This is a genomic window from Shimia aestuarii (assembly GCF_022814865.1).
Classification (GTDB): Bacteria; Pseudomonadota; Alphaproteobacteria; order Rhodobacterales; family Rhodobacteraceae; genus Shimia; species Shimia aestuarii_A.
In genome coordinates this window covers 81,542-107,441 of sequence record NZ_JAKVRD010000003.1, presented here as the reverse complement: position 1 = coordinate 107,441, position 25,900 = coordinate 81,542, and the positions used below count along the sequence as shown (strand labels likewise).

Below are 25,900 nucleotides of genomic sequence, written 5' to 3'. Positions count from 1 at the left end.
CGCGGGCCTCAGACGAGGCGCGAATTGTCCTTGGCAGCGCGGATGAAATCCTTGAACAGCGGATGCGGATCGAAGGGTTTCGATTTCAGTTCCGGGTGGAACTGCACGCCGATGAACCACGGGTGATCCTGCCATTCGACGATCTCGGGAAGGCGGCCGTCGGGGCTCATGCCGGAGAACTTGAGACCGACCTCTTCGAGCTTTTCGCGGTAGGTCGTGTCGACCTCGTAGCGGTGGCGGTGGCGTTCCTCGATGGCGGTGTTGCCATAGACCTCGGCCACTTTGGACCCGCCTTCGAGCACGGCGTCATAGGCGCCGAGGCGCATCGTCCCGCCCTTGTCGTCGCTGGCCTTGCGGGTGACCTTGGCGTTGCCCTGCACCCATTCCTTGAGGTGATAGACCACGGGTTCGAAACGTTTTTTCCCGGCCTCGTGGTCAAACTCCTCAGAGCCTGCGTCTTTGATGCCGGCCATATTGCGGGCGGCCTCGATGACGGCCATCTGCATGCCAAGACAAATGCCGAGGTAAGGCACCTTACGCTCGCGGGCGAATTGCGCCGCCTTGATCTTGCCTTCGGTGCCGCGCTCGCCAAAGCCGCCGGGTACGAGGATGGCGTCGAAGCCTTCGAGATAAGGCGCGGCGTCTTCCTTGTCGAACACCTCGGCGTCGACCCATTTGACATTGACCTTGACCCGGTTGTGCATTCCGCCGTGGATCAGGGCCTCTTTGATCGACTTATAGGCGTCTTCGAGTTGGGTATATTTGCCGACGATGGCGACATTGACCTCGCCATCGGTCTTGTGGATGCGGTCGTTGACGTCTTCCCAAGTGCGCAGGTCCGGTTTTGGCGCAGGCGCGATGTTGAAAGCGTCGAGCACCGCTTGGTCGAGGCCTTCACGATGATAGGCCAGCGGCGCTTCGTAGATCGAGTTCAGGTCATAGGCAGCGACCACGGCCTCTTTGCGCACGTTACAGAACAGGGCGATTTTCTCGCGTTCCTTTTCGGGGATCGGCTGTTCCGAGCGGCACACGAGGATGTCGGGGGCGATCCCGATGGATTGCAGCTCTTTCACGGAGTGCTGGGTCGGCTTGGTCTTCAGTTCGCCCGAGGCCGCAAGCCATGGCAGAAGTGTCAGGTGCATGAAGATGCACTGGCCGCGCGGTTTGTCATGCGAAAACTGGCGGATCGCTTCGAAGAAGGGCAGGCCCTCGATGTCGCCGACCGTCCCGCCGATTTCGCAGAGCATGAAGTCGACCTCGTCATCGCCGATATCAATGAACTCTTTGATTTCGTTGGTGACATGCGGAACGACCTGGATTGTCTTGCCGAGGTAATCGCCGCGGCGCTCTTTCTCGAGCACGTTGGAATAGATGCGGCCCGAAGAGACGGAATCCGTCATGCGGGCGGGGACGCCGGTAAAGCGTTCGTAATGGCCAAGGTCGAGATCGGTTTCGGCGCCGTCATCGGTCACGAACACTTCGCCATGTTCAAAGGGAGACATCGTGCCGGGGTCAACGTTGAGGTAGGGGTCCAGCTTGCGCAGGCGCACGGTGTAGCCGCGGGCCTGAAGCAATGCGCCGAGCGCGGCAGAGGCAAGGCCCTTGCCCAGAGACGACACAACACCACCGGTGATGAAAATATACCTTGCCATGGGTCGGCAACTCCCGTGATTTCAAACTTTCTGAGGTGCCCACGACAGGAGTTTCCAAACAGAATCTGTCGCAGCATCACGGGACTTAAGTGTATCAGGATTCGCACAGGCTTGGCAACCGAACCGCAAGATGCTGTTGCGATTCAGAGGGATTAATCAAGCAGTGGTGGGGAGGGTGCACAGCAAGGCGCACCCGAATGAACCGGTCGGGACGTGCCGATCAGTCGGCGCGCGGCACCAGCGGCGCGTCTGCGTCATCGCCGCTCGGCGGCAGAAGCGTATCGCTTGCCGGTGCGTCCTCGGTCTCTTCGACCGCGGCGGGCTGATCGCTCAGACGATCGAGCACCGAGCTGCCGGAAGCGTTTTGCGCGGCAAGAATGGTCAGGGTGATCGAGGTCGCGATAAAACCAATGGCAAGAATCCAGGTCAGTTTGCCAAGCGCGGTTGCCGCGCCACGGCCGGATACGGCACCGCCGCCCCCGCCACCCATACCAAGGCCACCGCCTTCCGAGCGTTGCATCAGCACGGCGCCGATCAGCGCCAGCGCGAGGAGGAGATGGATTGTAAGGACGACGTTTTCCATGGGACCTGTCAGCGTTCGGTTGGTTCAGCGCGCTATGTAGGCAAGTTTGCCGCGCGGGGCAAGCGGGTTTCCGAAAGGAATCTGGCGCGCGCGGTCCGTGCGTGCTCAGTGTTCGACGTCGTCGGTATCGAACTGCCCCGAGAGCATCCGGCGCACGATCGACCAGCCGAGACCGATCCCGAGCACCGCCGACAGCGCGAAGATGCCGAGCCATGTGTTGAGGTCAGGGTTTTGCAGCGAGAGCATCTCCCAATCATAGAGCACCCAGATCAGTGCCCCGACCACAGACAGCACGAGGAACATGCCAAAGCCACCGATCGAGCGCAGGGTGGCGCGCAGATAGATGATATAGCCAATCGCAAGGAGCAGCCCCAGAAGGACCGTCAGCGGCGTCTCCTCAAGATAGTTGCCCCGGCTCCAACGGACGTAATTCCATTGGGTGGGATTGTAGGTGAGGGCCAGCAGAATGAATGCAAAGACCCAACGCAGGAACAAGCCCATTGTCTCTCCAAATGCTTTTACAATGGTTTGCTAAAATTTGCGCCCGCTGTCCAGTGCCATGGCACATTTGCGGTTTCGCGCGCCGAACAACGCAGCTAAAAGGGCGCGGGTTTGACCTCTGAAAGGACCGGATATGGCTAACGTTGTCGTCGTGGGCGCCCAGTGGGGCGATGAAGGCAAGGGCAAGATTGTGGATTGGCTGAGCGAGCGTGCCGATGTGATCGCGCGTTTTCAAGGCGGTCACAATGCGGGCCATACGCTCGTGATCGACGGGAAGGTTTACAAGCTGCATGCGCTGCCGTCTGGCGTGGTGCGGGGCGGCAAGCTTTCGGTGATCGGCAATGGCGTCGTGCTTGATCCGTGGCATCTCATGAACGAGATCGAGACCGTGCGTGCGCAAGGGGTCGAGATCAGCCCCGAGACATTGATGATCGCGGAGAATACGCCGCTGATCCTGCCGATTCACGGCGAATTGGACCGGGCGCGCGAAGAAGCGGCCTCGAAGGGCACGAAGATCGGCACCACCGGGCGCGGCATCGGTCCGTGCTATGAGGACAAGGTCGGTCGCCGGGCAATCCGGGTTGCCGATCTCGCCGATGATGCGACGCTCGAGGCGCGCGTCGACCGCGCCCTTCAGCATCATGATCCGCTTCGCAAGGGGCTTGGGATCGAGGCTGTGGATCGCGACGCGCTTTTGGCGCAACTCAAGGAAATTGCACCGAAAATCCTGCCTTTCGCGGCACCGGTCTGGAAGGCGCTTAACGAAAAGCGCAAGGCGGGGAAGCGGATCCTGTTCGAAGGGGCGCAGGGCGCGCTTCTCGACATTGATTTTGGCACCTATCCCTTTGTCACCTCGTCGAATGTGATTTCGGGGCAGGCGGCAACGGGCGTCGGCATCGGGCCGAACTCGATTGATTACGTGCTTGGTATCGTGAAGGCCTACACCACCCGCGTGGGAGAAGGGCCGTTCCCGACCGAGCTTGACGATGATGACGGGCAGCGCCTTGGCGAACGCGGGCATGAATTCGGCACCACCACCGGGCGCAAGCGGCGCTGTGGGTGGTTCGATGCGGCGCTGGTGCGGCAGACCTGTGCGATCTCCGGCATCAACGGTATTTCGCTGACCAAGCTTGACGTGCTCGACGGGTTCGAGACGCTGAAGATCTGTGTCGGGTATGATCTCGATGGTGAGCGCCTCGACTATCTGCCGACGGCGGCAGATCAGCAGGCGCGCTGCCAGCCGATCTACGAAGAAATGCCGGGCTGGAGCGAATCGACGGAAGGTGCGCGCAGCTGGGCCGAGCTTCCGGCGAACGCGATCAAATACGTGCGCCGCGTCGAGGAGTTGATTCAGTGCCCTGTGGCCCTACTTTCCACATCGCCGGAGCGCGAGGATACGATTCTCGTCACCGACCCGTTCGCGGATTGAGGAAAGGGCGATCATGGCACTGAGCTACAAGGCGCGCAAACGCTGGGCATTGTTGATCCTGCTGGTGGGGATTCCGGTCTATCTCGGGGTCGCTTGGGGCGTGCTGAGCCGGTTGTCACTCTGGCAGTTGCCGGTGATGCTTGAGTTCGCGATCTACGTCTTCTTTGGCGTGATCTGGGTCTTTCCGCTCAAGCCGATCTTCAAGGGGATCGGACAGCCCGATCCGGAAGATCCGGATCAGGACCTGTCGTGATCGCGACCAAATAAAAAGGCCTCCCGCTTGGGAGGCCTTTTTGGTTTCCGCCGGGGCGGGCGATCAGCCGGCCGCGCGCTCTTCGGGTTTGAAGGCGATGGAGTCGGAGGCGGTAAAGCGGCCGCCCTCGAGCTTGGCGATCTTCTTTTCGCGCAGCAGTTGGCCAAAGGAACGCAGCGTGTCCTCGCGCGAACAATTGTCCTCGTCGACATTGCGGGCCATGCGGATCACCTGCGGGCGCGAGAATTTCTCCCGGCCCTCGACGAATGTCAGGTAGGCCGCGGCCGCCTCGAGCACGTCGGGCAAACGTGTGGCCCCCATGTTCTCGGCGAAGTCGGCAAAGTCTTGCGCGCTGGCGGCTGCCGCAGCGACCGGCGCAGTGCTGCGCGGCGCGGGGTCGGCCTCCTTGCGTTCTGTTGCGGAGACGCGGCGCGGACGCACGGGCGCGCGCGGCGCTTCCGCGGCCTCTTGCGGGGCGGCGTCCTCCTCTTGGGGGCTGTCATCGACACGTTGCTCGGCGACGAGCTTGAGCGGGGCAGGGCGCTGACCGGCGGGGCGCTTGGGCGTCTCACCGACCACCGAGGCAAGATCTTCGCGATAGGCTTCGGTCTCGTCCGCGGCGTCTTTGGCGTCCCCGGCTTTCTTTTCGGCCTTGGTGGCCGCGACGGCGGCGCGCAGATGGGCGATGGCCTGGCGACGGCGGTTGCCTTCAGGTTCGTCCATATGGTTGTCGGTTTCGCGCATCAGGCGCGACATGTCAGTGCCAGCTTCCGAGAGCGCTTTGGGACGTTTCGGCGCGACGGGGGCGGCCTCTTCCTCAGCGGCGGCGGCGTCGCTCCGGTTCAGTTCGGCCTCGACCTGCGCCAGTTCTGCCAGAAGCTCGGCCTCGTCCTCCGGAGAGAGGCTTGTCGGCATGTCCTGCGCGTCGGCGGCTTGGGTCGCGTCGGCCTCGGCGATTTCGTCGGTGTCTTCTTCTTCTGGCTCGGCCTCGAGAAGACCGTCTGAGACGGCGGCTTCGAAATCGGACTTTTTGAGACGCAGCACGCGGGCACGCACCTCGCGCGGGGCGGGGTCGGCGTCCGGCATGGCGTCTTCGGCGACGCTTTCCACATCGTCCTCAACCGCGGCGGCGGCCATTTCGTCGTCCAGCTTCAGAACGGATTCGATTTCCCGGCGGGTGTCGGCCAAGAAGCTCTCGGCGTGCTCATCCTCGGAAAAGTCCTCTTCGTCCGGCTCTTGTGCGGATTTGGAGACAACGGCGCGAATGCGCTGAAGCTTGGCTGCGATGCTATCGTCTTCGGCCTCGAAATTCTCTTCCGGTTCAACGATTTCGGCGTCTGCGAAGTCGGCCTCGTCTTCTGTGATGACCTCGGCCGTCTCTTCGACCGCTTCGACGACGACGTCGGCAGCGATTTCACCTTCGGCGGTGTCTTCGATGTCGTCCTCAGGTGCACCGGCTTCGTCCATGGGGGCTTGGGCCTGCACAGCTTCGAGGATTTCTTCGGTCACGTCCTCGACTTCGACCTCGGGCTCGGCTTCGACCTCGGGCGCGCCCTCGACCTCTGCGACGTCGGGCGTTGCCTCGGCCTGCTCTTCGAGTGGCGTTTCCTCCGGTGCGTCGGCGGGTGCCTCGGCTTGCGGTTCTTCGGGCGTCTCGAGGTCGGGCTGCGGAGTGTCCGCCGCCACGTCGACAGCGGCCTCTGCGACGCCTTTATTGTTCGCGCTCAGATAGATGGCACCCGCTTCGGTGCGCGCGCTGACACGGCGTTCGATCTCGCGCTCGGCAATACGAGCGAGCATCTCGGCATCAGGTGTGGGCGGTTCAGCCCCGAAATAGCGGTCGTCGGCGGCAAGATCGCGGAAATACTCGGCAATCGCCTTCATCGTATCAAATGAGTCGTCGAACCCTTCGAGGGTGCATGAAAAAGTCCCATACGAGACCGTCAAAACTTTGTTATTCGTAACCATAGAAGCGGGTCCTTTGAACTACTCGGCGTTCTGTTTACCACGTAAGGCAAGACGAAAGCTGACCGATTCTGTGCAATGCAGCGTATCATTTCTGGGCCAATTTGTGGCGAACTTGCTAATAAAGGGTAAGAATTGACTGTATCCTCCGAGATTGTTGAAGATTTGGAACCAATTACACTGGTCGGGGCCGGGCGTCTCGATCTGGGCGACATTGCGCTCGCGCGGGGGCATGCGCCACGTGTTGTGGCGGCAGATGGTGGCGGGATTACCTGTCTCGATGCGGGCATCGAGCCGGAGCTTATCATCGGAGATATGGACAGTAGTGCGGGCCTTGAAGGGCGTGACACCGGCGCAGCGCGGATCCTTCGGATCGACGAACAGGACAGTACGGATTTCGACAAGGCGCTGCGCCATATCCGGTCGCCGTTGGTGATTGGCGTCGGGTTTTCAGGGGCGCGGATCGATCATGAGTTGGCGTGCTATAATGCGTTGGTGCGCCATGCAGAGCGACGGTGTCTCTTAATCGGGGGCGAGGATCTTGTGTTCCTGGCGCCTCCGCATATCACGCTACCGCTTGCGGCGGGCACGCGGGTGTCGCTTTTCCCGATGGGGGAGGTGCAGGGGCGCTCAGACGGCTTGCGTTGGCCGATTGAGGGGCTTCGGTTTGCGCCGGATGGCCGGATTGGCACGTCGAACGTGGCGGACGGGCCGGTGGTCCTTGAGATGACGGCGGCAAAGATGCTTGTGATGGTGCCGCGCGCCTGTCTTGATCTTGTGGTGGCGGCGCTATTGGAGACCGAGGCGGGCTGGACCCGCTAAAAAAGCGGGCCGGTACAAGACCGGCCCGACAGGGAGCGAGTTCGGCGGATACACAATAGCCGAACATCGGGGAAGGTCCTTGGGACGTTTCCGGGAGTAGGAACCCGCCCCCTCCGAATGCAAGCAACAGGTGGAGGGAGCGGGACATCCGACCTTAGATGGCCAGATATTCGGAGCGCAGCTCTTCGTTGGCGAGCACTTCGTCGGCAGAGCCGTCAAAGACGATGCCGCCCGTGTCGAGGATCACCGAACGGTCCGCCAGTTCGAGCGCGCGCACGGCGTTCTGTTCGACGATGACGGTGGTGATGCCTTGTTCCTTGATGATGCGCAGGGTCTTTTCGATCTCGTCAACGATCACCGGGGCGAGGCCTTCGTAGGGTTCGTCGAGCAGCAGCACCTTGATGTCACGGGCCAGCGCGCGGGCAATGGCGAGCATCTGCTGTTCGCCGCCCGAGAGCGTCACGCCTTCCTGCTTGCGGCGTTCACCGAGGCGCGGGAAGAGTTCGTAAAGACGATCCAGTGACCAGCCGATGGGCGGGGCGATCTGGGCCAGTTGCAGGTTTTCCTCGACCGTGAGGCCGGGGATGATGCAGCGATCTTCGGGCACAAGGCCGATCCCGGCCGCCGAGGCCTCATGGCTTTTCATCAGGTGCAGCGGCTTGTGGTCGAGCCAGATTTCACCATGCGTGACCTGCGGGCTATCCATGCGGGCGATAGAGCGCAAGGTCGAGGTCTTGCCCGCGCCGTTGCGGCCAAGGAGGGCAAGGATCTCGCCCTCGTGCACGTTGAACGAGATGTTCTGCACGATGTAGCTCTCGCCGTAGTAGCTCTCCATGTTCCACACAGAGAGGTAGGCGGGGGCGGTTTCGGCCAGGTTGTGGCCCTTGGAGAAGTCGGGTTTGACGTTCATGGCAGGGTCTCCTTATGCCGTCTCGCCGAGATACGCTTCGCGCACCTTCGGGTTGCCGCGGATGTTTTCCGGGTCGTCTTCGACAAGGGGCGTGCCTTGGGCGAGGACGGTGATCCGGTCGGCCAGCGAGAACACCACGTGCATGTCGTGTTCGATGATGGCGATGGTGATGTCGCGCTCGTCGCTGATCTGCTTGAGTAGGTCGATCGTGTTGTTGGTATCGGCGCGCGCCATACCGGCGGTCGGTTCATCAAGTAAGAGCAGGCGCGGTTCTTGCGCAAGGCACATGCCGATCTCGAGGCGGCGCTTGTCGCCGCGCGACATCGAGGCAGAGTGCATGTCCTTCTTGTCGGCCATGTTCATATCAACAAGCATGGCTTCGGCTTTTTCGACCACATCCTTCTCGTTCATCATGCTTTCGATCGCATGCATGCGGAACGATCCGTCGCGCTTGGCGAAGCAGGGGATCAGCATGTTTTCCATGACGGTCAGTTCGCCGAAGATCTCGGGCGTCTGGAACACGCGGGAAATGCCCATCTGGTTGATCTCGTAGGGCTTGCGGCCGAGCACGGACTGGCCGTCGAACATGACGGAGCCGGTATCCGGGATAAGCTTGCCCACGAGGCAGTTGAGCAGGGTCGATTTGCCGGCACCGTTGGGGCCGATGATGGCGTGAACGGTGTTTTCCTTCACGCTCAGGTTGACTTCGGAGAGCGCCTGGAGGCCGCCGAACCGTTTGCCAACGTCTTTGACTTCAAGAATACCCATCGGTCAATTCTCCTTATTCTGCCGGTTCGGTCTTGGCGGTGTTGCTGTTGTCGTCTTTCTTGCTCACGAGCTTCTTGAGGCGCTGACCGCCTTCCACGAGGCCACCGGGCAGGAAGATCACGACGAGCATGAACAGGATGCCGAGGGTCAGGTGCCAGCCCTTGCCGATGAAGGGGTGGATGATGAAGACAACGAAGTCTTCGAGACCATCGGGCAGGAAGCTGAACCAGCCGTGCAGGATGTTGTCGTTGATCTTCGAGAAGATGTTCTCGAAATACTTGATGAAGCCTGCACCGAGGACCGGTCCGATCAGGGTTCCGGTGCCGCCGAGGATGGTCATCAGCACGACTTCGCCAGAAGCGGTCCACTGCATCCGTTCCGCACCAGCGAGCGGGTCCATTGCGGCCATCAGGCCACCGGCAAGGCCGGCATACATGCCCGAGATCACGAAGGCCGCAAGCGCATAGGGGCGCGGGTTGAGGCCTGTGTAGGCCATGCGGGTGTTGTTGGACTTGATCGCGCGCAGCATCATGCCGAAGGGCGAGCGGAAGATGCGGATCGCGAGGTAGAACATCACCATCAGGACCACGGCACAGAAGTAATAGCCATTGTTGAAGGTGAACTCCCAACCGCCCATGGTCAGCTTGCTTGACTGGTTCATCACCAGACCGAAGAGATGCGGCGAGTTGGCTTCCGTGGCCCCCAAGAGAACCTGCGGGTCTTCGGTATAGACCTGAAGGCCGGTCTCGCCGTTGGTGATCGGGGTCAGGACCGAGTAGGCGAGGTTGAAGGACATCTGCGCAAAGGCCAGCGTCAGGATCGAGAAGTAGATGCCCGAGCGACGCAGGGAGACATAGCCGATCAGGAGCGCGAAGACGCCCGCCGTCGCGACGGCCAGGGGCAGGCCCCAGATAACGTTATAGTCGAGCAGCTTGTACATCCAGACGACCGAGTAAGAGCCCACTCCGAGGAAGGCCGCGTGGCCGAAGGAGAGGTAGCCGGTCAGGCCGAACAGGATGTTGAAGCCGATGGCGAAGATGCCGAAGATCGCGAAACGCTGCATCAGGTCAGGATAGCCCGCGTTGAACTGCGCCATGGCGCTGTCGACGGGGAACGGGTTGAGCAGGATCGGCGCGCCGAGGGCGAGGATCGCCACCACGATCATAAGGCTGGTGTCTTTTTTGTTCATTCCGAGCATGGCTTATTCCTCCATCACGCCTTTGCGGCCCATGAGACCCCGCGGACGGGTGAGCAGGATGATGATTGCAACCAGGTAGATGATGATCTGGTCGATACCGGGTAGGATGGATTTCACTTCGTTCATCGAAGCGAAACTCTCGAGCACGCCAAGGAGGAAGCCTGCGGCCACGGCGCCCGGAAGCGAGCCCATGCCGCCAACAACCACCACGACGAAGGAAAGGACGAGGAAGTCCATGCCCATGTGATAGTTTGGCGAGTTGATCGGCGCATACATGACGCCCGCAAGTCCCGCCACGGCGGCGGCGATGCCGAACATGATGGTAAAGCGGCGGTCGATGTTGATGCCGAGAAGGCCGACGGTTTCGCGGTCTGCCATACCGGCCCGCACCACCATGCCGAAGGTGGTGAACTGAAGGAAGGCAAAGACCCCGCCGATGACGGCGGCTGCGAAGAAGAAATAGACGAGACGCCAGTAGGGGTAGATCACCGTGTTGGGATCAAAGCCGAGCAGCGTGCCGAAATCGAACGCGCCGGTCAGAGCGTCGGGCGCACCGGTGGGGATCGGGTTCGCGCCGAAGAAATATTTGACCACTTCCTGCAGGACGATGGCGAGGCCGAAGGTCACGAGGATCTGGTCGGCGTGCTCGCGCTTGTAGAAATGTTTGATCAGGCCGCGCTCCATGATGAAGCCGATGGCGATCATGATCGGGATCGAGAACAGGATCGAGAGCGGCACCGCCCAGTCGATCAACGAGGCGCCGAACTCGGGGCCGAACCAAGCCTCGACATAAGGGGTCTTCACAACCAGCGGATTGCCGAGGAAGTCCTTTTGCGTCGGGTCGATGGTCTCGAAGCTGATGGTCAGGATTTTCGAGAGGGTGACGGCACAGAACGCGCCGATCATGAACAGCGCGCCGTGTGCGAAGTTCACAACACCGAGCGTGCCGAAAATAAGTGTGAGCCCCAGCGCGATCAGCGCATAGGCCGAGCCCTTGTCGAGCCCGTTCAGAATCTGAAGGATGATTGCGTCCATGGTCCCCACCATTTGACTATTGGGAAAGGCGCCTCATTGGGACATCTGTTGCGTCCCTGTCGCGGCGTTGGCGCTTGCCGGAAAGTGGCGGGCGGAAACCCCGCCCGCCACTCCGCGTGTCGCTAGGATCAGGCGCCCGGGTTGCAGGTGCCGAGCGATGCTTCGGCGCCGCCGAACATTGCGTGATCCGGTGCGTAGGTGACCTGATCGACCGGCGTCTTCTCGACCACTTCGAGCGTATCGTACTCGTTGGTCGGGTTGTCGCGGCCTTTCATGACCAGCACGTCTTTGAAGCACTGGTGGTCTTCTGCGCGGTAGAGGGTCGGACCGTTGCCGAGACCATCGAATTCGAAGCCTTCGAGGGCTTCTGCGACGGCGCAGGGGTTGAACGAACCGGCGCGTGCCACGGCGTCTGCATAGAGCAGGGTCTGGGCATAGCAGGTCTGAGCCGAGTTGGACGGCGGACGGCCATACTTCTTGCCGAAGGACTGCACGAATGCCTTGGTGCCTTCGTCCTGAAGCTGCCAGTTCCAGTTCATCGAACCGTAAACGCCTTTGATGTTCTCACCGGCACCAGCCGCCATCAGCTCGGAGTAGAGCGGAACGACGATCTCGAACTGTTTGCCGTTGACCATCTTGTCACGCAGGCCGAACTGAATCGCGTTGGTGAGCGAGTTGACCATGTTGCCGCCGTAGTGGTTCAGAACCAGCACGTCCGCGCCGGAGTTCAGAACCGGGGCGATGTAGGACGAGAAGTCGGTTGCGGCGAGCGGGGTCAGCACGTTGTTGACGGTTTCCCAGCCCATGGCTTCGGTTGCGGCCGCGATCGACTCCTGCTGGGTCCAGCCCCAGGTGTAGTCGGCGGTCAGGTGATAGGCGCGACGGTCCTTGCCGTATTCTTTCGCCAGCACCGGTGCCAGAGCGGCAGCGGACATGTAGGCGTTGAAGAAGTGACGGAAACCGTTGGCCTTGCGGTCCTTACCGGTGGTGTCGTTGGAGTGGGTCAGGCCAGCCATGAAGATGATGCCTGCCTCTTGGCAGAGACCCTGAACAGCCACGGCCACGCCCGAGGACGAACCGCCGTTGATCATCACGACGCCGTCTTTTTCGATCATCGACTTGGCCGATGCGCGGGCTGCGTCCGATTTCGTCTGCGTGTCGCCGGTGACGAACTCGACCTTCTTGCCGAGAACACCGTCGCCGCCAAGAGCCTTGGAGCTGAAGGTGTTCAGCGCGCCGCCGTCACCCATGCCGTTGATGTGCTCGATGGCGAGCTCCTGAGCGCGCAGCTCGTCCATGCCTTCGTCGGCATAGGGGCCGGTCTGGGGCACGTTGAAGCCGAATTTCACGGTCGAGCCGGTCGGTTCGTTGGTATAGGCAGCCGCCGAGCTGGCGGTGAAGATGGTCGGCAGCGCAACACCCGCGTCAGCAACGGCACCGGTCTTGAGCACGCCGCGACGTGTCATAGTGGTTTTGGACATGTAATCCTCCCATTTTGTAAATCTTGGCACGCGGCTCCTCTTCCGCAGGCCAAACGCACAGATGTGCAAAGTCATTATCAGGGAGGGATGGAAAATTTCGCAACAACTGCTTTCAAAGCAACAATTTTTTTGTAAAGTAATCCACAATACCATGGTATGCATTGTAAAGAAATTATTCTGCGTTGCGGAAAGCTGTTGAAATAACGGAGAAATGCCCTTGGCTCGTGACACCTTGACCGGAAGCCGTATCCGCGAGCGCCGCGCGATGTCGGGAATGCGTCAATCGGAACTGGCGCGGGAGGTCGGGATCTCGGCGTCCTACCTCAACCTGATCGAGCACAACCGGCGCAGAATCGGCGGCAAACTCCTTGTAGATATTGCGCAGGTATTGGGTGTCGAGCCTTCTTTGCTCAGCGAAGGCGCGGAAGCGGCGATGATCGCGACGCTGCGTGAGGCGGCAGCGGGCACGGGGCGCGCGCAGCCCGAGCTTGACCGGATCGACGAATTCGCGGGGCGGTTTCCGGGCTGGGCGGAGTTGGTGGTCGAGAACCATCGGCGGATTGCTTCGCTGGAGCGGGTGGCGGCGACGCTGACCGACCGGCTTACGCATGACCCTCATCTTGCGACCTCGATGCATGAGGTTCTGACGATGGTGACGGCAATCCGGTCAACCGCGTCGATCCTTGCCGAAACGCAGGAAATCGAACCCGAATGGGAGAAGCGGTTTCAGCGCAACCTCAACGAGGACAGTCGCCGTCTTGCCGAGAGCACCCAGCAGCTTGTGTCATACCTCGACGGAGCCGGGGACGTGGGGGCGAGCCTCACCTCACCGATGGAAGAGGTTGAGGCGATGCTTGCGGCGCACCGCTATCACTTTCCGCAGTTCGAAGAGGCGGACGCGGAGGCGCAGCTTGACCTCGAGGCCTTTATCGCAGAGCAGCCGCAGCTGACCTCGCAGGGCGCGCGCGATCTCGCCTTGGCGGCGCTGCGTCAGTTGCGGGCCGATGCGCGGGTGATGCCGCGGGACGAATTGTCGGGCGTGCTTGAGCAGCACGGCATGGAGTTCACGCAGATCATGCAGCATTTCCGGGTGTCGATGGCCACCGTCTTCCGGCGGCTCGCGATTTTGTCGGACACGCTCTTGCCGCAGTCTCTTGGGCTTGTGATGTGTGATGGGTCCGGCACCTTGATGCTGCGCAAGCCGGTCGAGGGTTTTCCGGTGCCGCGGTTTAGTGCCGCCTGTCCGAAATGGCCGCTTTTCCAAGCGTTGAACCGTCCGTTGCGCCCCATTCGGCAGGAGGTCACGGTCACCGGGCGCGAGGCGCGACCGTTTGAATGTTTTGCCGTGACAGAGGCCATCGGCACGGCCGCGTTCAACGAAGATCCGCTCTATCATTCTTATATGTTGGTGGTGCCGATGGAACGCGCGGTCGCGCAGGCGCGCGAGGTTGGGTCGAGCTGTCGGGTCTGCCCGAGCGTCGATTGCGAAGGGCGCCGGGAGCCTTCGATCCTCATACAGGGTCTCTGATTGTGGTTTGGCCTGCTTTTTTCTACCAGGACCAACAGGCGCGGGGCCTTTGGGATGGCCACGCCTCAACGCCGAAAACGGCGCGAGATCAGGGGATTGCTTTGCACGGTCACGGCCGGGTGGTATGACAGGAAAAGCACGCAGTTGAGGCCGAGCCTTCCGCTCGCCCCTTCGGGTTTCGCGGGGTTCGCGCCATACGTCGTTGCATGGCTTTGAAATAGAACCACTATTCCTGCGCCCATGTGCCTTGTGAGCTGCGAGAGCTGCGGAACTGAGGCGTGGACATTAACGGGCCCTGTGCATAAGATCGCCAGACTACATAAGACGCACAGCGCGTGTCGGGGAGGGCAAGCGGTATGGGCAAAAGGGTTCTTCTTATTGAAGACGAGCCGAATATCATTGAGGCCATCAGTTTCATTCTTTCGCGGGATGGCTGGGCCGTGGCCACCCATTCCAATGGACATGACGCGGTCGATGTCGTGCTAGGCGCGCCGCCGGACCTACTCATCCTTGATGTGATGTTACCGGGCAAAAGCGGGCTCGATATCCTGCGAATGCTGCGCGAAAAGCTCGGGCCGGGGGACTTGCCGGTGATGATGCTGACGGCGCGGGGACAGCTCAAGGATCGTGAGATGGCCGAAAAGGCCGGGGTCAATCGCTTTATGACCAAACCGTTCTCGAATGCAGAGATGCTGGAGGCGGTGCGCGAGTTGGTCGAGACGTGAGCGAAGGACGCTCTCCTCTCTTCCTCGAGCGGCAGGGCTATCGTGGCCGTCGCCTTGTTGATTTTCTGCGCATCCTTCCCTTGATTGGCGGCCTGCTTTGGGCTGTGCCGCTGCTCTGGCCAAGTGGGCCGGACAGTTCGGTGACCACTTCCGAAGCCATCATCTATATATTCGGGGTCTGGTTCTTCATGGTCTTGGTGAGTGCGGTTGTGTCGCTTTTCCTGCGTCGCTCGGGGCTCGATCTTGAGCGCAAGGACGGGTAGGCCGCCATGGCGACAATGAATATCCTTGTCGCGGTTTGCCTTGTTTACGTGACTTTCCTGTTCGCGGTGGCCTTTGGTGCCGAGCGCGCGGCGCGGCAGGGACAGGGCGGCTGGTTGCGATCGCCGTTGGTCTACACGCTCTCCCTTTCGATCTATTGCACCGCTTGGACGTTTTATGGCGCGGTTGGGTATGCGGCGCGTTCGGGGATGGAATACCTGACCATCTATATCGGTCCGACGCTTGTGATGATCGGCTGGTGGTGGTGCCTGCGAAAACTGGTGCGGATCGGACGCACGCAGCGCGTCACCTCCATCGCCGACTTGATTTCGTCGCGCTATGGCAAATCGAACCTGTTGGCGATCGGAGTCACGGTGCTCGCCGTGATCGGCACGACGCCCTATATCGCGTTGCAGCTTCAGTCCGTGACCCTCAGTTTCTCGGTGTTTGCCGATGCCTCCGAGAGCAATGGCGCGCTGGCCGATATGGATTCCACGGCGCTTCTCGTGGCGATGGGTCTGGCGCTTTTCACGATCCTGTTCGGGACGCGCAACCTTGATGTCAATGAACGCCACCATGGGGTCGTGATCGCCATTGCGGTCGAAGCGATTGTGAAGCTATTCGCGCTATTGTGCGTCGGGGCCTTCGTCGTCTGGGGCGTTGTCGGGGGTGTCGGTGAAATGATGGCGCGCATTGATGCGTCAGAGATCGGACATTGGCAGATGCGGGGTGATCGCTGGGCGTCTCTTATCTTCCTGTCGGCGGCGGCCTTCCTCTGCCTGCCGCGGATGTTCCAGGTCATGGTGGTCGAGAATGATGACGAGGGCCATCTGCGCACCGCGTCCTGGGCCTTTCCTGCCTATCTCATGGTGATGAGCCTGTTTGTGGTGCCGATTGCCGTCACCGGGCTCGACCTGTTGCCGGAAGGGTCGAACCCGGACCTTTTTGTCCTGACCTTGCCTTTGGCCATGGGGAAGGAGGGGCTTGCGATGCTTTCCTTTATTGGTGGGTTTTCTTCGGCAACCTCCATGGTCATCGTCGCGGCCTTGGCGCTTTCGACGATGGTTTCGAACCATATCGTTATGCCGATCTGGCTCTCGTTGACGGGCAGCGGTGCGATGGTGTCGGGCGACGTGCGCAACGTGGTTATCATGGCGCGGCGGTTCTCGATCGCAGGGGTTGTGGTGCTTGGCTATCTCTACTTCCGCTTTTCCGGCGGCGGCGCGGCGCTGGCCTCGATCGGGCTTGTCTCCTTTGCCGGGGTGGCGCAGTTTCTGCCGGTGCTTCTTGGCGGTGTGTTCTGGCGCGGGGCAACGCGGGTTGGCGCGTTCACGGGGCTGAGCGTTGGCTTTGTGGTCTGGGTCTATTGCCTGCTTCTGCCGAGTTTCGGCCCGGATGTGCTCATGCCGACACAGATTATGCAGGAGGGGTTGTTCGGTTGGTCCTGGCTGCGTCCACAGGCGCTATTCGGGATCGAGGGGATCGACCCGATGGTGCACGCGATCCTGTGGTCTATCTCTCTCAACGGGTTGAGCTTTGTGCTTGCTTCCATGCTCGGCTTCCCGACGCCGCTTGAGCGTTTGCAGGGCGCGCAATTCGTCAACGTCTATGAACATAGCTCAACCCCGCAAAGCTGGAGCGGGAATGCGGCGCAGAGCGAAGACCTGATGATCATGTCGCAGCGTATCCTTGGGGCGCGCGAGGCGCAGGCCCTGTTTGAGAGCGAAGCGCGGCGGCAGGGTGTGAGCGGCTATCTCCCGGACACCACGCCGGATTTCCTACAGGCGCTGGAACGCGCGTTGTCCGGCTCGGTCGGCACGGCAACGGCGCATGCGATGATCGGGCAGATTGTCGGCGGCGCCTCTGTCTCGGTGGAAGACCTGCTAGCGGTGGCGGATGAGACGGCGCAGATGATGGAATACTCCAACCGTCTTGAGGCGAAATCCGAAGAGCAGGCGCGCACGGCGCGGCAATTGCGGCAGGCCAACGAGAAGCTACAGCAGATTTCGGTTCAGAAAGACGCCTTCCTCAGTCAGGTGAGTCATGAATTGCGCACGCCGATGACATCGATCCGGGCGTTTTCGGAAATCCTGCGGGACAGCGAAAAGCTTAGCGAGACGGAGCAAGTCAAATACGCCTCGATCATCCATGATGAAGCGCTGCGCTTGACGCGGCTTTTGGATGATCTTCTTGACCTCAGCGTGTTGGAAAACGGTCAGGTGAACCTCAATATCCAGCAAGGACAGCTCTCGCGGGTTCTTGACCATGCGATTGCCTCGGCGCTGACGGGAAGCGGGCAAGAGGGCCTAAAGATCAGCCGCGACACGGCGCAGGAAACGGTGCTGCTTAGCACGGATCTCGACCGGCTTAGTCAGGTGTTTATCAATCTCATCTCGAACGCGCGCAAATATTGCGACGCGGAGGTGCCCGAACTCGTGCTTCGGGTGACCCATCGTGATGACACCATTTTGATTGATTTCATCGACAACGGGTCGGGGATATCGAAGAACGATCAAGCGGTGATCTTCGAGAAATTCGCCCGCGTTGGCGCGATGCGTGCCGGCGGGGCGGGGCTTGGGCTGGCGATCTGTCGCGAGATCATGGCGCGGCTTGGCGGATCGGTCAGCTATCTGCCGGGACAGGGCGGTGCGGCGTTTCGTGTGATCCTGCCAGCATCAAGCGCAATGGCCGCGCAATGACAGGCCTGTAAAGGGCTTGGTAACCCAGGCGCGTTAAGGATTGGGCATGACGCAGAATGCCATGACCCATGCCTGAGACCGCCAAACCATCGATCCTGCAGAAGATGACCTCGCCGAAAACCGGTGCGGGGCTTCCGGTTGCGCGCCAGTTGCGGCGCGCGTTGGAAACCGCAGCGGACCGCAGGCTTGGATTGTCGGTTGAGGTGCGGGCGGTGCATCAATCCCTGCGCCCGCTCGAAGAGGTGCGCGGGCTTCTTGACGGAAGCGGCTTTCTTGCCCTCTTGGAAGGGCGCCCCGGGGCCGGGTTCGGCCTCGACATGGCGCTGCTTGGTGGCTTGGTCGAGCACCAGACGATTGGTCATATCCCGTCGCGGGCCGATGTGGCGCGGGCGGCGACCCGGGTAGACGCGGCGCTCCTTGCCCCGTTGCTAGACGATTGCCTTGTGCGGTTCAGCGAGGCGCTCGTGGCGGATGGCGGGGGGCCTTGGGGCTGTGGCTATGGGTTCGGAGCGATGGTCGGCGCCGCGCGGGCGCTTGTTCTGGCGTTGAATGAGGGGCTTTACCATGTGTTCGAATTGGACGTGGCGCTCATGGGGGGCGTGCGGGAAGGGCGGATGGTTTTTGCCTTTCCCGACAAGGTCGAGGCCCCACAATGCGCAGAGAAAGAGGAAAAGACCCCGGTCCCCCCGGGCGAGAGCCTGCGCGCGGGTGTGTTGACGGCACAGGCGACGCTCGATGCGGTGCTGGCGCGGGTACCCTTGCCGTTGGCGCGGCTACAGGGGTTGCAGGTTGGAGAGATGATTGCCCTCCCGCCGGGTGCCCTCAAGGAGGCGCGGCTCGAGATGGGGGGCGACGGCGGCGGTCTTTCGGTCACGCTTGGCCAGTTGCATGGTTTTCGTGCCGTGCGGCTTAGAACCGGGCAAGACCGGAGCCGCGACGAGGCGGTCCTGGAGACATCGAAGCCCCCCGCGCCGTCATTGCGCGATGCGCTTTCGGAGACGCCGGATGTGGCGGAGGTGCCGCTTGAGGCGGTGGCGGTCGCGGAGGAGGTTGACGCAGCAGAGGGCCTTGATGCGCCTGTCGCGCCTTCGGCGGAAGACCCGCTAGAGGATCTCGATGATTTGTTGGACGAAGCGGAGCTGCCAGAGGCGTTACCCGCCTGAGTCACCCTGTGACTGTGCTTCGAGATAGGGTTGGATCGGCGAGAGATCATAGCCGGCCTCTGCCGCGGCGGTGAGAATGGTCTCGGGCGCGAGAGCCCCGGCATTGGCGAGGCCCCAGACGAAGGTCGACCGTGTGCCAGAGCGGCAATAGGCCAGCGTCTTGCCGGTTTCCGTCGCCAGCGCGTCTTGCTGAAGGGCGATGTTGTCCGGGGTCATGCCAGCATTCGAGACCGGATTGAGCACGAACGCGAGACCCGCGGCCTCTGCGGCCGCGCGCAGGGCGTCGGCCTGAAGCTCTGGCGGCACTTCTTCGTCCGGGCGATTGCAGATGATCCGGGTAAATCCGGCCTCGGCAAGGGCAGGTATGTCTTCCACCGCGATTTGCGGGGCAACGAAATAGCTATCGGTGATTTTACGCGCGTCCATATGGTCTTCTATACCGTATCGAGAAAGGCCTGCAACGAGGCTTTTGCAACAGGCGGCCTCTGGTGGGGAGATCGCCTGCCGGTGGTCTCGGGCTGGTGTCAGGCGGCAGAGCCGCGCCCATCGACCGCGCGTCGCAGGGCCGGGGTCAGGGCCATGCCAAGGAGCATCGCGCCGAAGAAGACCCAATGGGGCCAGCCGCCGTAGCTTAGCGAAGCGATGGCCGGGCCGGGGCAAAGGCCGGCGAGCCCCCAGCCTGCGCCGAAGAGGACCGAGCCGACGACAAGGTCGGAATCCGTTTCCGCCTTGGCGCGCTCGGGGAAGGTGCCGCCGACAAGCGGTTTGCGGCCCTGTGTGAGGCGCCAAGCGATGAGCATCGGCAGGATCGCCCCGCCCATGACGAAGGCCAGTGTCGGATCCCAGTCGCCAAAGACATCAAGCCAGCCCTGCACCTTCTTGGTGTCGGTCATGCCGGAGATGAATAGGCCTGCGCCAAAGAGGCCCCCAGCGAGAAAAGCAAAGATCTTGCGTTGCATCAGATGACCCCCAGGATGTGACGGAACAGGAGGACGGTCAGGCCGCCCGCGAGGATGTAGAACACCGTTGCGACGATGCCGCGCAGGGAAAAGCGCGAGATGCCACAGACGCCATGCCCAGAGGTGCAGCCATTGGCGATGCGTGTGCCGATGCCAACGAGAAGTCCTGCCGAGATCAGCACTGCGAGGTTCTCGCTCGCATGGGTGGAGAAGGGGCGGTAGATCGGGTTGAGGAGGATTGGCAAAAGCACCACCCCGGCGAGGAAGGCGAGGCGCTCGCCCGCGCTATTGCGGCCAGACCCATCGACGAGCCCGCCGAGAATACCGCTTGCGCCCATAATGCGGCCATTGGCGAGGAGGTAAACCGCGCCGCCGGTGCCGATCACTAGGCCCCCGATCAGGCCCCAGATCCAGTCTGCGGGAATGGAGTCAAACATATGCGTTTCCTTTTTCAGTCCTTGGCACCGCCGAAGCGATGAGAAAGCGCGGCGCATCCCTGTTCGCGGTGGATGCGCCGTCTTGTTGGGGGTGGCCCTTATAGTTTGTTGACCGGCACTTTGAGGAAGACATCGCCCTGCTCGTCGGGCTCGGGCATTTGGCCCGCGCGCATGTTGACCTGCAGCGAGGGGATGATGAGCTTGGGCATGGCGAGGGTGGCATCGCGGGTGTCGCGCATCTCCACGAAGGTGTTCTTGTCCTTGCCAGCGCCGACATGGATATTCGCGGCCTTCTGTTCCCCGACCGTGGTTTCCCATGCGTATTCATCACGGCCCGGCGCCTTGTAATCGTGGCCGACGAAGATGCGGGTTTCATCCGGCAGGGCGAGGATTTTCTGGATCGAATTGTAGAGCGTCTCGGACGAGCCGCCGGGGAAATCGCAGCGCGCGGTGCCGAAATCGGGCATGAAAAGCGTATCGCCCACAAAAGCCGCGTCGCCGATCACATAGGTGAGGCAGGCGGGCGTATGGCCCGGCGTGTGCAACACGTCGCCGCGCAGCTGGCCGATGTGAAAGCTGTCGCCTTCTTGGAACAGCTGGTCAAACTGGCTCCCGTCGCGTTGGAATTCGGTGCCCTCGTTGAAGACCTTGCCGAACGTGTCCTGCACGATCTTGATCCGATCGCCGATGCCGATCTTGCCGCCGACGCGTTCCTGAATATAGGGCGCGGCCGAGAGGTGGTCGGCATGGACGTGGCTTTCGAGGAGCCATTCCACGGTCAGCCCTTCCTTCTGCACATGCGCGATCACGGCGTCTGCGGATTTGGTATCTGTGCGGCCCGAGGAATAGTCAAAGTCGAGGACACTATCGATGATGGCACAAGAAGTGCCTTGCGGGTCTTTCACGACGTAGGAAATCGTATTCGTGGCGTCGTCAAAGAATGCGGTGACTTCAGGGTTCATGTCGCTACCTCCGTTTCGAAGGAACATATAAGGCTTTGCGCATGTGTCGCAAGGGGCGACTGACGGTTGACCTATGTCAATGCCTTCTTGAAGTGTTCATGACAGGGTGTTTCGGCAATTGAAGGAACACGCGATGATTGATATCGAAGCACGCAAGACCGCGCTTATGGACCGTCTTCGGGAGTTGGATACGCGTCTTCACGAGATCGAAGACGAGCTGGACAATCCGCCCTCCAAAGACTGGGAAGAAGCTGCCGTGGAGCGGGAAGGGGACGAGGTTCTCGAACAGCTTGGGCAAAGCGGGCAAGACGAAATCCTGCGTATTCGTGCAGCATTAAAGCGGATACGTGATGGAGAATACGGCATTTGCGTCCGGTGTGGCGACGAAATCTCGCCTGAACGTTTGGATGTGCTTCCGGATGCGCCATTGTGCAAAGATTGCGCGGCAGCCGTCGCGCGGTGACATTGGGACAGATTGAGGAGGATCCCGCCGTGACCATTGAAGACCTTTTGGAAAAAGCCAAATCGCTTGAAGCAAAGATCGCGACCGCTGAGGGGGATGCGCGCTATGCGTTGCATCAAGAGCTCCATCGCGCGCTTGAAAACATTCGCGCCAAAGGCGGCGCCGTGCCTGCGCATTTGCGCAATCTCGATCTTGAGCTCGTGGATGAGGAGGTCGAAGACTCCTTCGACAACATGCCGGTCTGACGCCAACACAAGATCGGTTCTGACATCTACCACACCGGGCGCGCGCAGGTTTCTGCGGGCGCCTTTTCCATTGCAGGCTTGCGTGAAAGGGCGGTCCGCCTAAAGATAAGGTTAAGGTTTTGTGAAAGTGTGTCCGGGAGGGCAGCGGCACATGGGAGAGACGGTCGGCTACGAGGTCAAGGAAGGGATCGCGGTGTTAGCGATCCGCAATCCGCCGGTCAACGCGGTTGGCGCGGACGTCCGCAAGGGATTGGCCGAGGGGCTGCGTCGCGGCATGGCCGATTCACAGGTGGCCGCAATCGTGATCCTTGGGGCTGGGCGCACCTTTCCGGCGGGGTCGGACATGCGCGAGTTTGGCGAGAGGCCAGCCGATCCATGGCTGCCGGGGCTTTGCAACGAGATCGAAGCCTGTCCGAAGCCGGTCGTGGCGGCCATTCACGGCACAGCGCTTGGCGGTGGGTTCGAACTGGCCTTGTCGGCGCATTATCGTATCGCCTCAGAGCGCGCGCGGATCGGTTTTCCGGAGGTGACGCTTGGCATTCTGCCCGGTGCGGGCGGGACGCAGCGCGCGCCGCGCCTTGCCGGAGCGGCGGATGCGCTTGACCTCATGTTGTCCGGACGCCCGATCGGCGTCACACGCAAGGAGGCGGCGCCCTATATTGACCAGATCGTGCATGGCGATCTTGAGACCGAGGCGATTGCCTTTGCGCGGGGCCTCCTGGCGCAGGGCAAAGGGCCAAGGCCGACGCGGGACTGTCGGAAAGGGTTTGACGATCCCGCCGCGTATCAGAGGGCGATCACGCTTCGCAAAGAAGTGGTCGCGGACCGACCGGACCGCGCGCCGGGGGAGATCGTCAAATGCGTCGAGGCGGCCGAGCTATTGTCCTTCGATATGGGGATGGCCTTTGAGCGCGCGGCCTTTGAAGATTGCGTGCGCTCGGATCAAGCCGCGAGCTTGCGGCACGTTTTCTTTGCCGAGCGGCGGGCCGCCAAGTTTCCAGAGCTTGATGGCACACAGCCAAGGCGCGTTGCGCAGGTCGGGATCGTGGGGGGCGGCACCGCGGGGCGGGGCCTTGTCCTTGCCTGTCTCGAGGCCGAGTTCGATGTGGTCCTGATCGAGCGCAATGGGCCGGCGCTGCGCGACAGTCTTGGCAAGATCAATGCCTATCTCGACCGACAGGTGGCGCAGGGGCGCCTCCGGGGGCAGCTGCGCGACGAACGCATGATGCGGCTACATGGCAAGACAGATTTTGTTGCCCTGTCAGAGGCCGATCTGGTGATCGAAGCGGTGGCAGATGACCTACGCGAAAAAGAGCAGGTGTTTTATCAACTTGATGCTGTGGTGCCGGAGGGCGCGGTGCTTGTCACTACGACGATGCGCCATGATGTCAGCCGGATTGCAAAGCAGACCGGCGATCCGGGGTCTGTGCTTGGGCTTGGGATCGGGACACCTGCGCATCTTCAGCGGGTGGCAGAGGTGATCGTGCCCAGCGAGGCCTCGGCGGATGCGGTGGCTGCGTTGGTGGGTGTCTTGCGCCAGATCAGAAAAATTCCTGTCCGGGTCGGGGGCGCGACGGCGCATATCGGACGTGCGATGGCTGATGCCTGTCGTCATGCGGCCGAGCTCATGGTCGAAGATGGGACGACGCCTTACCTCGTAGATGAGGCGATGCGTGCCTATGGCATGGCGATGGGGCCATTCGAACGGCTTGACCGCGACGGTCTTCGGGAGGACTGGGCGCTGCGTCGGACGATGGCGGAGCGCGGTGCGCCGGAGGGGCGGCAGGTTGCCATCTTGGACCGGCTTTGCGAGGCGGGGCGTTTTGGCAAGGCCGCGGGCAAAGGGTATTACATTTATGACAGCGAGAGCCCGCATGGCCGCAGGGATCCCGAGGTGATCGCGCTTATTCGGGCCGAACGCGAAAGCAAGGGGATTCAGGCGCAGGGGATCTCGGCGGACGAGATCCAGCGCCGGTGCCTTGCTGCGATGGTCAATGAGGGAGCGCGGCTCTTACGGCTTGGCGTGGCGCGGTGCCCGTCGGATATCGACGTGGTGATGGTGCACGGCTACGGGTTTCCGCGGTGGCGCGGCGGCCCGATGAAGGCGGCAGACCTTATCGGCCCGCGCATCATCCAGAGGGACATCGAGAGCTTTGCAGCGCAAGACGGCGTGTTTTGGTCGCCAGAGCCCGTCTTTGACAGTTTGTTCAAGGCCGGGCAGGGCTTTGATGCGCTGAACGCCTAGCCGAGAAAAATGCCGAGGATCACCAGCATCAGGCCGATGACCGACAGGAAGAGCGAACCGAGGTTAAGCGGCATAACCTTTTGAACGGCGGCGCGCAGCTCTTCGTCCGACAGGCCAGCCTTGCGGGCGCGCGCGACGCGCACGATCGAGAGAACGAGGCCACAAAGCCCCACGAGCGAGACGGTTGCCCCGCCCCAAACCAGCCATTCCATGCGTTCATTCCTTCAGGCATTGATTGCGCAGGACGTAGCCGATGGGCCCGGATTGGGCAAGCGGGCAAATTTTCGCGCGGGCGGGGCTCTTGGCCGCTTGCGACGCCGCAGGGAGGGCGATAGGTTGCGGCTTCGTTCCCATTGCCGATCCGCTTCGGCCAATCCCATAGGAGTGCTCAATGAGCGATAATCCAAGCGATGAAAGCTATCGCGTGACGGCTGGCGAGCTGCGCCAGTTCATTGAACGGTTCGAACGGCTCGAGATCGAGAAGAAGGACCTTGCGGACCAACAGAAGGAAGTCATGGCCGAGGCCAAGGCGCGCGGGTACGACACCAAGGTGATGCGCAAGATCGTGGCGTTGCGCAAGCGCGACAAGGACGACATTGCCGAGGAAGAAGCGGTTCTCGAGATGTACAAGGAAGCGCTCGGGATGTGAGCGCGGCGCGGGGTCCTAGGGGGAGATGAAGGTCACCCCGGGCATCCGCGCGATTTCATAGACGTCCTCGTCGTAGATATCTGTCAGGGCGTCGACGACATCCTCGGTCCAGCCGGGGATGTCCAATTCTTCCTCAAGCTCTTCCTCAATCGCAAATTTATCGAGGAAGGCGGCGATGACCCGGCGCTTTTGCATCTCGGTCAGGCCGGGGTGTTTCTCGACATAGGCATCGAACCGCTCGAGCCCTTCGACTGTCATGATTTCATGCAGAAGGTCGTTGCCCCCATCCAGCGGTTGAGTCGGTTCGACTCCCGAAAGCTCTCGCAGCAATTGCTCCCAGATCAGCGGCGTATCTTCGTTGCACCAGACCGTCAGCGAGGCGTTCGGCAGGGCGTGACGCACGCGGTGGATCATTTCTGACCAGCGCAGCGCGGTCGGTGCAGAGCCGCCGGTGATATCGTCAATACGGTCGTCCGGCGTGCCGTCGAGCAATGCAGGAAGGAGCGTGGCCGGATTGCGGATCGCAAAGAAGATTTCGACCTCGTCACTATGGAAGATGCTGCAGAAATCCTGCAGCCGTTCCTCGCCACGCGGATAGTAGGCATTGTTGCGGATCGCGAGGCGCGGCACGCAAAAGAAGCTGCTATTGGAGAAAATGATGCGGTCCGGTTCGCTGACGCTTGGGTCTTTGAGGTCGGAAAGCACGTCTTCGCGCACGGTTTCGTCGATCAGATGGTCATGCAGGAAGCCACGCAACTTGTTGCGATAGCTTCGCGGTTTGGGAATGGAAACACCGCGTGCCGCCAGAACGTCCCGGTTTTTCCCCAAGGATTTCAAGAGCCTGTCATCGTCAGTGAAATGGGCGCCTGCGTGAAGGACTATCTGCATTGCGTTTCGGAAGGCCTTTGCTATCAGCGTCTCATTATATCTTCGTTTCTGGACAGTGAAACCAGATTCAGGCAACACG

The 25,900-nt window shown here is 61.5% G+C and carries 27 protein-coding genes; 12 read left to right on the top strand and 15 right to left on the bottom strand.

Annotated elements, in window-relative coordinates:
• Nucleotides 1–8 precede the first annotated feature (8 nt).
• From MK745_RS04415 to MK745_RS04405, 3 genes are all read right to left on the bottom strand, one after another.
• Complete coding sequence (locus MK745_RS04415) at nucleotides 9–1,652, bottom strand: CTP synthase (RefSeq protein ID WP_243612061.1); 1,644 nt, start codon at nucleotides 1,650–1,652, stop codon at nucleotides 9–11.
• Nucleotides 1,653–1,872: 220 nt separating this feature from the next.
• Nucleotides 1,873–2,235 carry a preprotein translocase subunit SecG gene (secG, locus tag MK745_RS04410; protein ID WP_243612060.1) on the bottom strand — a complete coding sequence of 121 codons (363 nt, stop codon included), beginning with the start codon at nucleotides 2,233–2,235 and terminating at the stop codon, nucleotides 1,873–1,875.
• 105 nt (nucleotides 2,236–2,340) lie between these two features.
• Nucleotides 2,341–2,736 carry a DUF6524 family protein gene (locus MK745_RS04405; protein ID WP_243612059.1) on the bottom strand — a complete coding sequence of 132 codons (396 nt, stop codon included), beginning with the start codon at nucleotides 2,734–2,736 and terminating at the stop codon, nucleotides 2,341–2,343.
• A 133-nt stretch (nucleotides 2,737–2,869) separates the two neighbouring features.
• On the opposite strand from MK745_RS04405, the gene MK745_RS04400 reads away from it, so the two are divergent.
• Together MK745_RS04400 and MK745_RS04395 are read left to right on the top strand one after the other, a co-directional pair.
• Entirely contained in the window at nucleotides 2,870–4,165 is a 1,296-nt protein-coding gene (locus MK745_RS04400) for an adenylosuccinate synthase (protein WP_243612058.1), read from the top strand.
• Between the two features lie 13 nt (nucleotides 4,166–4,178).
• Complete coding sequence (locus tag MK745_RS04395; RefSeq protein ID WP_243612057.1) at nucleotides 4,179–4,418, top strand: DUF2842 domain-containing protein; 240 nt, start codon at nucleotides 4,179–4,181, stop codon at nucleotides 4,416–4,418.
• A 63-nt stretch (nucleotides 4,419–4,481) separates the two neighbouring features.
• Here the strand turns inward: MK745_RS04395 and MK745_RS04390 are convergent, their stop codons facing one another.
• Nucleotides 4,482–6,386, bottom strand: coding sequence for a hypothetical protein (locus MK745_RS04390; protein WP_243612056.1), 1,905 nt, complete (start codon nucleotides 6,384–6,386; stop codon nucleotides 4,482–4,484).
• Nucleotides 6,387–6,518: 132 nt separating this feature from the next.
• Here MK745_RS04390 and MK745_RS04385 point away from each other — a divergent pair, with 132 nt between their 5' ends.
• The gene (locus tag MK745_RS04385) at nucleotides 6,519–7,205 is read left to right on the top strand and encodes a thiamine diphosphokinase (RefSeq protein WP_243612055.1); all 687 of its coding nucleotides are present in this window, start codon (nucleotides 6,519–6,521) and stop codon (nucleotides 7,203–7,205) included.
• A 154-nt stretch (nucleotides 7,206–7,359) separates the two neighbouring features.
• Here MK745_RS04385 and MK745_RS04380 read toward each other — a convergent pair whose 3' ends face one another.
• The 5 genes from MK745_RS04380 to MK745_RS04360 form a co-directional block, all read right to left on the bottom strand.
• Nucleotides 7,360–8,115 (bottom strand): ABC transporter ATP-binding protein, encoded by a 756-nt coding sequence (locus tag MK745_RS04380; protein WP_243612054.1) that lies wholly within the window; start codon nucleotides 8,113–8,115, stop codon nucleotides 7,360–7,362.
• Between the two features lie 12 nt (nucleotides 8,116–8,127).
• Complete coding sequence (locus MK745_RS04375; RefSeq protein WP_243612053.1) at nucleotides 8,128–8,883, bottom strand: ABC transporter ATP-binding protein; 756 nt, start codon at nucleotides 8,881–8,883, stop codon at nucleotides 8,128–8,130.
• A 13-nt stretch (nucleotides 8,884–8,896) separates the two neighbouring features.
• Nucleotides 8,897–10,081, bottom strand: a complete 1,185-nt coding sequence (locus MK745_RS04370) for a branched-chain amino acid ABC transporter permease (RefSeq protein WP_243612052.1) — start codon at nucleotides 10,079–10,081, stop codon at nucleotides 8,897–8,899.
• Nucleotides 10,082–10,084: 3 nt separating this feature from the next.
• Nucleotides 10,085–11,116: a branched-chain amino acid ABC transporter permease gene (locus MK745_RS04365; protein ID WP_243612051.1), complete on the bottom strand. Its 1,032-nt coding sequence runs from the start codon at nucleotides 11,114–11,116 to the stop codon at nucleotides 10,085–10,087.
• A gap of 128 nt (nucleotides 11,117–11,244) precedes the next feature.
• Nucleotides 11,245–12,597: a substrate-binding protein gene (locus tag MK745_RS04360; RefSeq protein ID WP_243612050.1), complete on the bottom strand. Its 1,353-nt coding sequence runs from the start codon at nucleotides 12,595–12,597 to the stop codon at nucleotides 11,245–11,247.
• A gap of 217 nt (nucleotides 12,598–12,814) precedes the next feature.
• Here MK745_RS04360 and MK745_RS04355 point away from each other — a divergent pair, with 217 nt between their 5' ends.
• The 5 genes from MK745_RS04355 (at nucleotide 12,815) to MK745_RS04335 (ending at nucleotide 18,973) form a co-directional block, all read left to right on the top strand.
• Nucleotides 12,815–14,125 (top strand): helix-turn-helix domain-containing protein, encoded by a 1,311-nt coding sequence (locus MK745_RS04355; protein WP_243612049.1) that lies wholly within the window; start codon nucleotides 12,815–12,817, stop codon nucleotides 14,123–14,125.
• A gap of 356 nt (nucleotides 14,126–14,481) precedes the next feature.
• On the top strand, nucleotides 14,482–14,850 hold the full coding sequence (locus tag MK745_RS04350; protein ID WP_243612048.1) for a response regulator transcription factor: 369 nt from the start codon (nucleotides 14,482–14,484) through the stop codon (nucleotides 14,848–14,850).
• A complete protein-coding gene (locus MK745_RS04345; protein WP_243612047.1) occupies nucleotides 14,847–15,113 on the top strand; it encodes a hypothetical protein in 267 nt (88 codons plus the stop codon). The genes MK745_RS04350 and MK745_RS04345 overlap by 4 nt, the downstream gene beginning before the upstream one ends.
• A 6-nt stretch (nucleotides 15,114–15,119) precedes the next feature.
• A complete protein-coding gene (locus MK745_RS04340) occupies nucleotides 15,120–17,810 on the top strand; it encodes an ATP-binding protein (RefSeq protein ID WP_243612046.1) in 2,691 nt (896 codons plus the stop codon).
• A 68-nt stretch (nucleotides 17,811–17,878) separates the two neighbouring features.
• Entirely contained in the window at nucleotides 17,879–18,973 is a 1,095-nt protein-coding gene (locus tag MK745_RS04335) for a hypothetical protein (protein ID WP_243612045.1), read from the top strand.
• On the opposite strand, the gene MK745_RS04330 is transcribed toward MK745_RS04335, so the two are convergent.
• From MK745_RS04330 to MK745_RS04315, 4 genes are all read right to left on the bottom strand, one after another.
• Complete coding sequence (locus tag MK745_RS04330) at nucleotides 18,962–19,399, bottom strand: TIGR01244 family sulfur transferase (protein WP_243612044.1); 438 nt, start codon at nucleotides 19,397–19,399, stop codon at nucleotides 18,962–18,964. The genes MK745_RS04335 and MK745_RS04330 overlap by 12 nt on opposite strands.
• A gap of 98 nt (nucleotides 19,400–19,497) precedes the next feature.
• Nucleotides 19,498–19,932, bottom strand: coding sequence for a DUF6691 family protein (locus MK745_RS04325; protein ID WP_243612043.1), 435 nt, complete (start codon nucleotides 19,930–19,932; stop codon nucleotides 19,498–19,500).
• Nucleotides 19,932–20,357: a YeeE/YedE family protein gene (locus MK745_RS04320; RefSeq protein WP_243612223.1), complete on the bottom strand. Its 426-nt coding sequence runs from the start codon at nucleotides 20,355–20,357 to the stop codon at nucleotides 19,932–19,934. Before MK745_RS04320 ends, MK745_RS04325 begins: the two co-directional genes overlap by 1 nt.
• 110 nt (nucleotides 20,358–20,467) lie before the next feature.
• On the bottom strand, nucleotides 20,468–21,331 hold the full coding sequence (locus tag MK745_RS04315) for an MBL fold metallo-hydrolase (RefSeq protein WP_243612042.1): 864 nt from the start codon (nucleotides 21,329–21,331) through the stop codon (nucleotides 20,468–20,470).
• 133 nt (nucleotides 21,332–21,464) lie between these two features.
• Here MK745_RS04315 and MK745_RS04310 point away from each other — a divergent pair, with 133 nt between their 5' ends.
• The 3 genes from MK745_RS04310 (at nucleotide 21,465) to MK745_RS04300 (ending at nucleotide 24,284) form a co-directional block, all read left to right on the top strand.
• Nucleotides 21,465–21,794 (top strand): TraR/DksA family transcriptional regulator, encoded by a 330-nt coding sequence (locus MK745_RS04310; protein ID WP_243612041.1) that lies wholly within the window; start codon nucleotides 21,465–21,467, stop codon nucleotides 21,792–21,794.
• A 29-nt stretch (nucleotides 21,795–21,823) separates the two neighbouring features.
• Complete coding sequence (locus MK745_RS04305) at nucleotides 21,824–22,039, top strand: hypothetical protein (protein WP_243612040.1); 216 nt, start codon at nucleotides 21,824–21,826, stop codon at nucleotides 22,037–22,039.
• Between the two features lie 151 nt (nucleotides 22,040–22,190).
• On the top strand, nucleotides 22,191–24,284 hold the full coding sequence (locus MK745_RS04300; protein WP_243612039.1) for a 3-hydroxyacyl-CoA dehydrogenase NAD-binding domain-containing protein: 2,094 nt from the start codon (nucleotides 22,191–22,193) through the stop codon (nucleotides 24,282–24,284).
• Here MK745_RS04300 and MK745_RS04295 read toward each other — a convergent pair.
• A complete protein-coding gene (locus MK745_RS04295; RefSeq protein ID WP_243612038.1) occupies nucleotides 24,281–24,496 on the bottom strand; it encodes a hypothetical protein in 216 nt (71 codons plus the stop codon). The genes MK745_RS04300 and MK745_RS04295 overlap by 4 nt on opposite strands.
• A gap of 179 nt (nucleotides 24,497–24,675) precedes the next feature.
• On the opposite strand from MK745_RS04295, the gene MK745_RS04290 reads away from it, so the two are divergent.
• Nucleotides 24,676–24,933 carry a DUF2312 domain-containing protein gene (locus MK745_RS04290; RefSeq protein ID WP_243612037.1) on the top strand — a complete coding sequence of 86 codons (258 nt, stop codon included), beginning with the start codon at nucleotides 24,676–24,678 and terminating at the stop codon, nucleotides 24,931–24,933.
• A 15-nt stretch (nucleotides 24,934–24,948) separates the two neighbouring features.
• Here the strand turns inward: MK745_RS04290 and MK745_RS04285 are convergent, their stop codons facing one another.
• A complete protein-coding gene (locus tag MK745_RS04285; RefSeq protein WP_243612036.1) occupies nucleotides 24,949–25,821 on the bottom strand; it encodes a hypothetical protein in 873 nt (290 codons plus the stop codon).
• Nucleotides 25,822–25,900 lie beyond the last annotated feature (79 nt).

What these genes read in the sequence shown, in the direction of transcription:
- MK745_RS04415 (WP_243612061.1), bottom strand. Translation starts at nt 1,652, where the DNA reads ATGGCAAGGTATATTTTCATCACCGGTGGTGTTGTGTCGTCTCTGGGC.
- secG (WP_243612060.1), bottom strand. Translation starts at nt 2,235, where the DNA reads ATGGAAAACGTCGTCCTTACAATCCATCTCCTCCTCGCGCTGGCGCTG.
- MK745_RS04405 (WP_243612059.1), bottom strand. Translation starts at nt 2,736, where the DNA reads ATGGGCTTGTTCCTGCGTTGGGTCTTTGCATTCATTCTGCTGGCCCTC.
- MK745_RS04400 (WP_243612058.1), top strand. Translation starts at nt 2,870, where the DNA reads ATGGCTAACGTTGTCGTCGTGGGCGCCCAGTGGGGCGATGAAGGCAAG.
- MK745_RS04395 (WP_243612057.1), top strand. Translation starts at nt 4,179, where the DNA reads ATGGCACTGAGCTACAAGGCGCGCAAACGCTGGGCATTGTTGATCCTG.
- MK745_RS04390 (WP_243612056.1), bottom strand. Translation starts at nt 6,386, where the DNA reads ATGGTTACGAATAACAAAGTTTTGACGGTCTCGTATGGGACTTTTTCA.
- MK745_RS04380 (WP_243612054.1), bottom strand. Translation starts at nt 8,115, where the DNA reads ATGAACGTCAAACCCGACTTCTCCAAGGGCCACAACCTGGCCGAAACC.
- MK745_RS04375 (WP_243612053.1), bottom strand. Translation starts at nt 8,883, where the DNA reads ATGGGTATTCTTGAAGTCAAAGACGTTGGCAAACGGTTCGGCGGCCTC.
- MK745_RS04370 (WP_243612052.1), bottom strand. Translation starts at nt 10,081, where the DNA reads ATGCTCGGAATGAACAAAAAAGACACCAGCCTTATGATCGTGGTGGCG.
- MK745_RS04365 (WP_243612051.1), bottom strand. Translation starts at nt 11,116, where the DNA reads ATGGACGCAATCATCCTTCAGATTCTGAACGGGCTCGACAAGGGCTCG.
- MK745_RS04360 (WP_243612050.1), bottom strand. Translation starts at nt 12,597, where the DNA reads ATGTCCAAAACCACTATGACACGTCGCGGCGTGCTCAAGACCGGTGCC.
- MK745_RS04350 (WP_243612048.1), top strand. Translation starts at nt 14,482, where the DNA reads ATGGGCAAAAGGGTTCTTCTTATTGAAGACGAGCCGAATATCATTGAG.
- MK745_RS04340 (WP_243612046.1), top strand. Translation starts at nt 15,120, where the DNA reads ATGGCGACAATGAATATCCTTGTCGCGGTTTGCCTTGTTTACGTGACT.
- MK745_RS04335 (WP_243612045.1), top strand. Translation starts at nt 17,879, where the DNA reads ATGCCTGAGACCGCCAAACCATCGATCCTGCAGAAGATGACCTCGCCG.
- MK745_RS04330 (WP_243612044.1), bottom strand. Translation starts at nt 19,399, where the DNA reads ATGGACGCGCGTAAAATCACCGATAGCTATTTCGTTGCCCCGCAAATC.
- MK745_RS04325 (WP_243612043.1), bottom strand. Translation starts at nt 19,932, where the DNA reads ATGCAACGCAAGATCTTTGCTTTTCTCGCTGGGGGCCTCTTTGGCGCA.
- MK745_RS04315 (WP_243612042.1), bottom strand. Translation starts at nt 21,331, where the DNA reads ATGAACCCTGAAGTCACCGCATTCTTTGACGACGCCACGAATACGATT.
- MK745_RS04310 (WP_243612041.1), top strand. Translation starts at nt 21,465, where the DNA reads ATGATTGATATCGAAGCACGCAAGACCGCGCTTATGGACCGTCTTCGG.
- MK745_RS04300 (WP_243612039.1), top strand. Translation starts at nt 22,191, where the DNA reads ATGGGAGAGACGGTCGGCTACGAGGTCAAGGAAGGGATCGCGGTGTTA.
- MK745_RS04295 (WP_243612038.1), bottom strand. Translation starts at nt 24,496, where the DNA reads ATGGAATGGCTGGTTTGGGGCGGGGCAACCGTCTCGCTCGTGGGGCTT.
- MK745_RS04290 (WP_243612037.1), top strand. Translation starts at nt 24,676, where the DNA reads ATGAGCGATAATCCAAGCGATGAAAGCTATCGCGTGACGGCTGGCGAG.
- MK745_RS04285 (WP_243612036.1), bottom strand. Translation starts at nt 25,821, where the DNA reads ATGCAGATAGTCCTTCACGCAGGCGCCCATTTCACTGACGATGACAGG.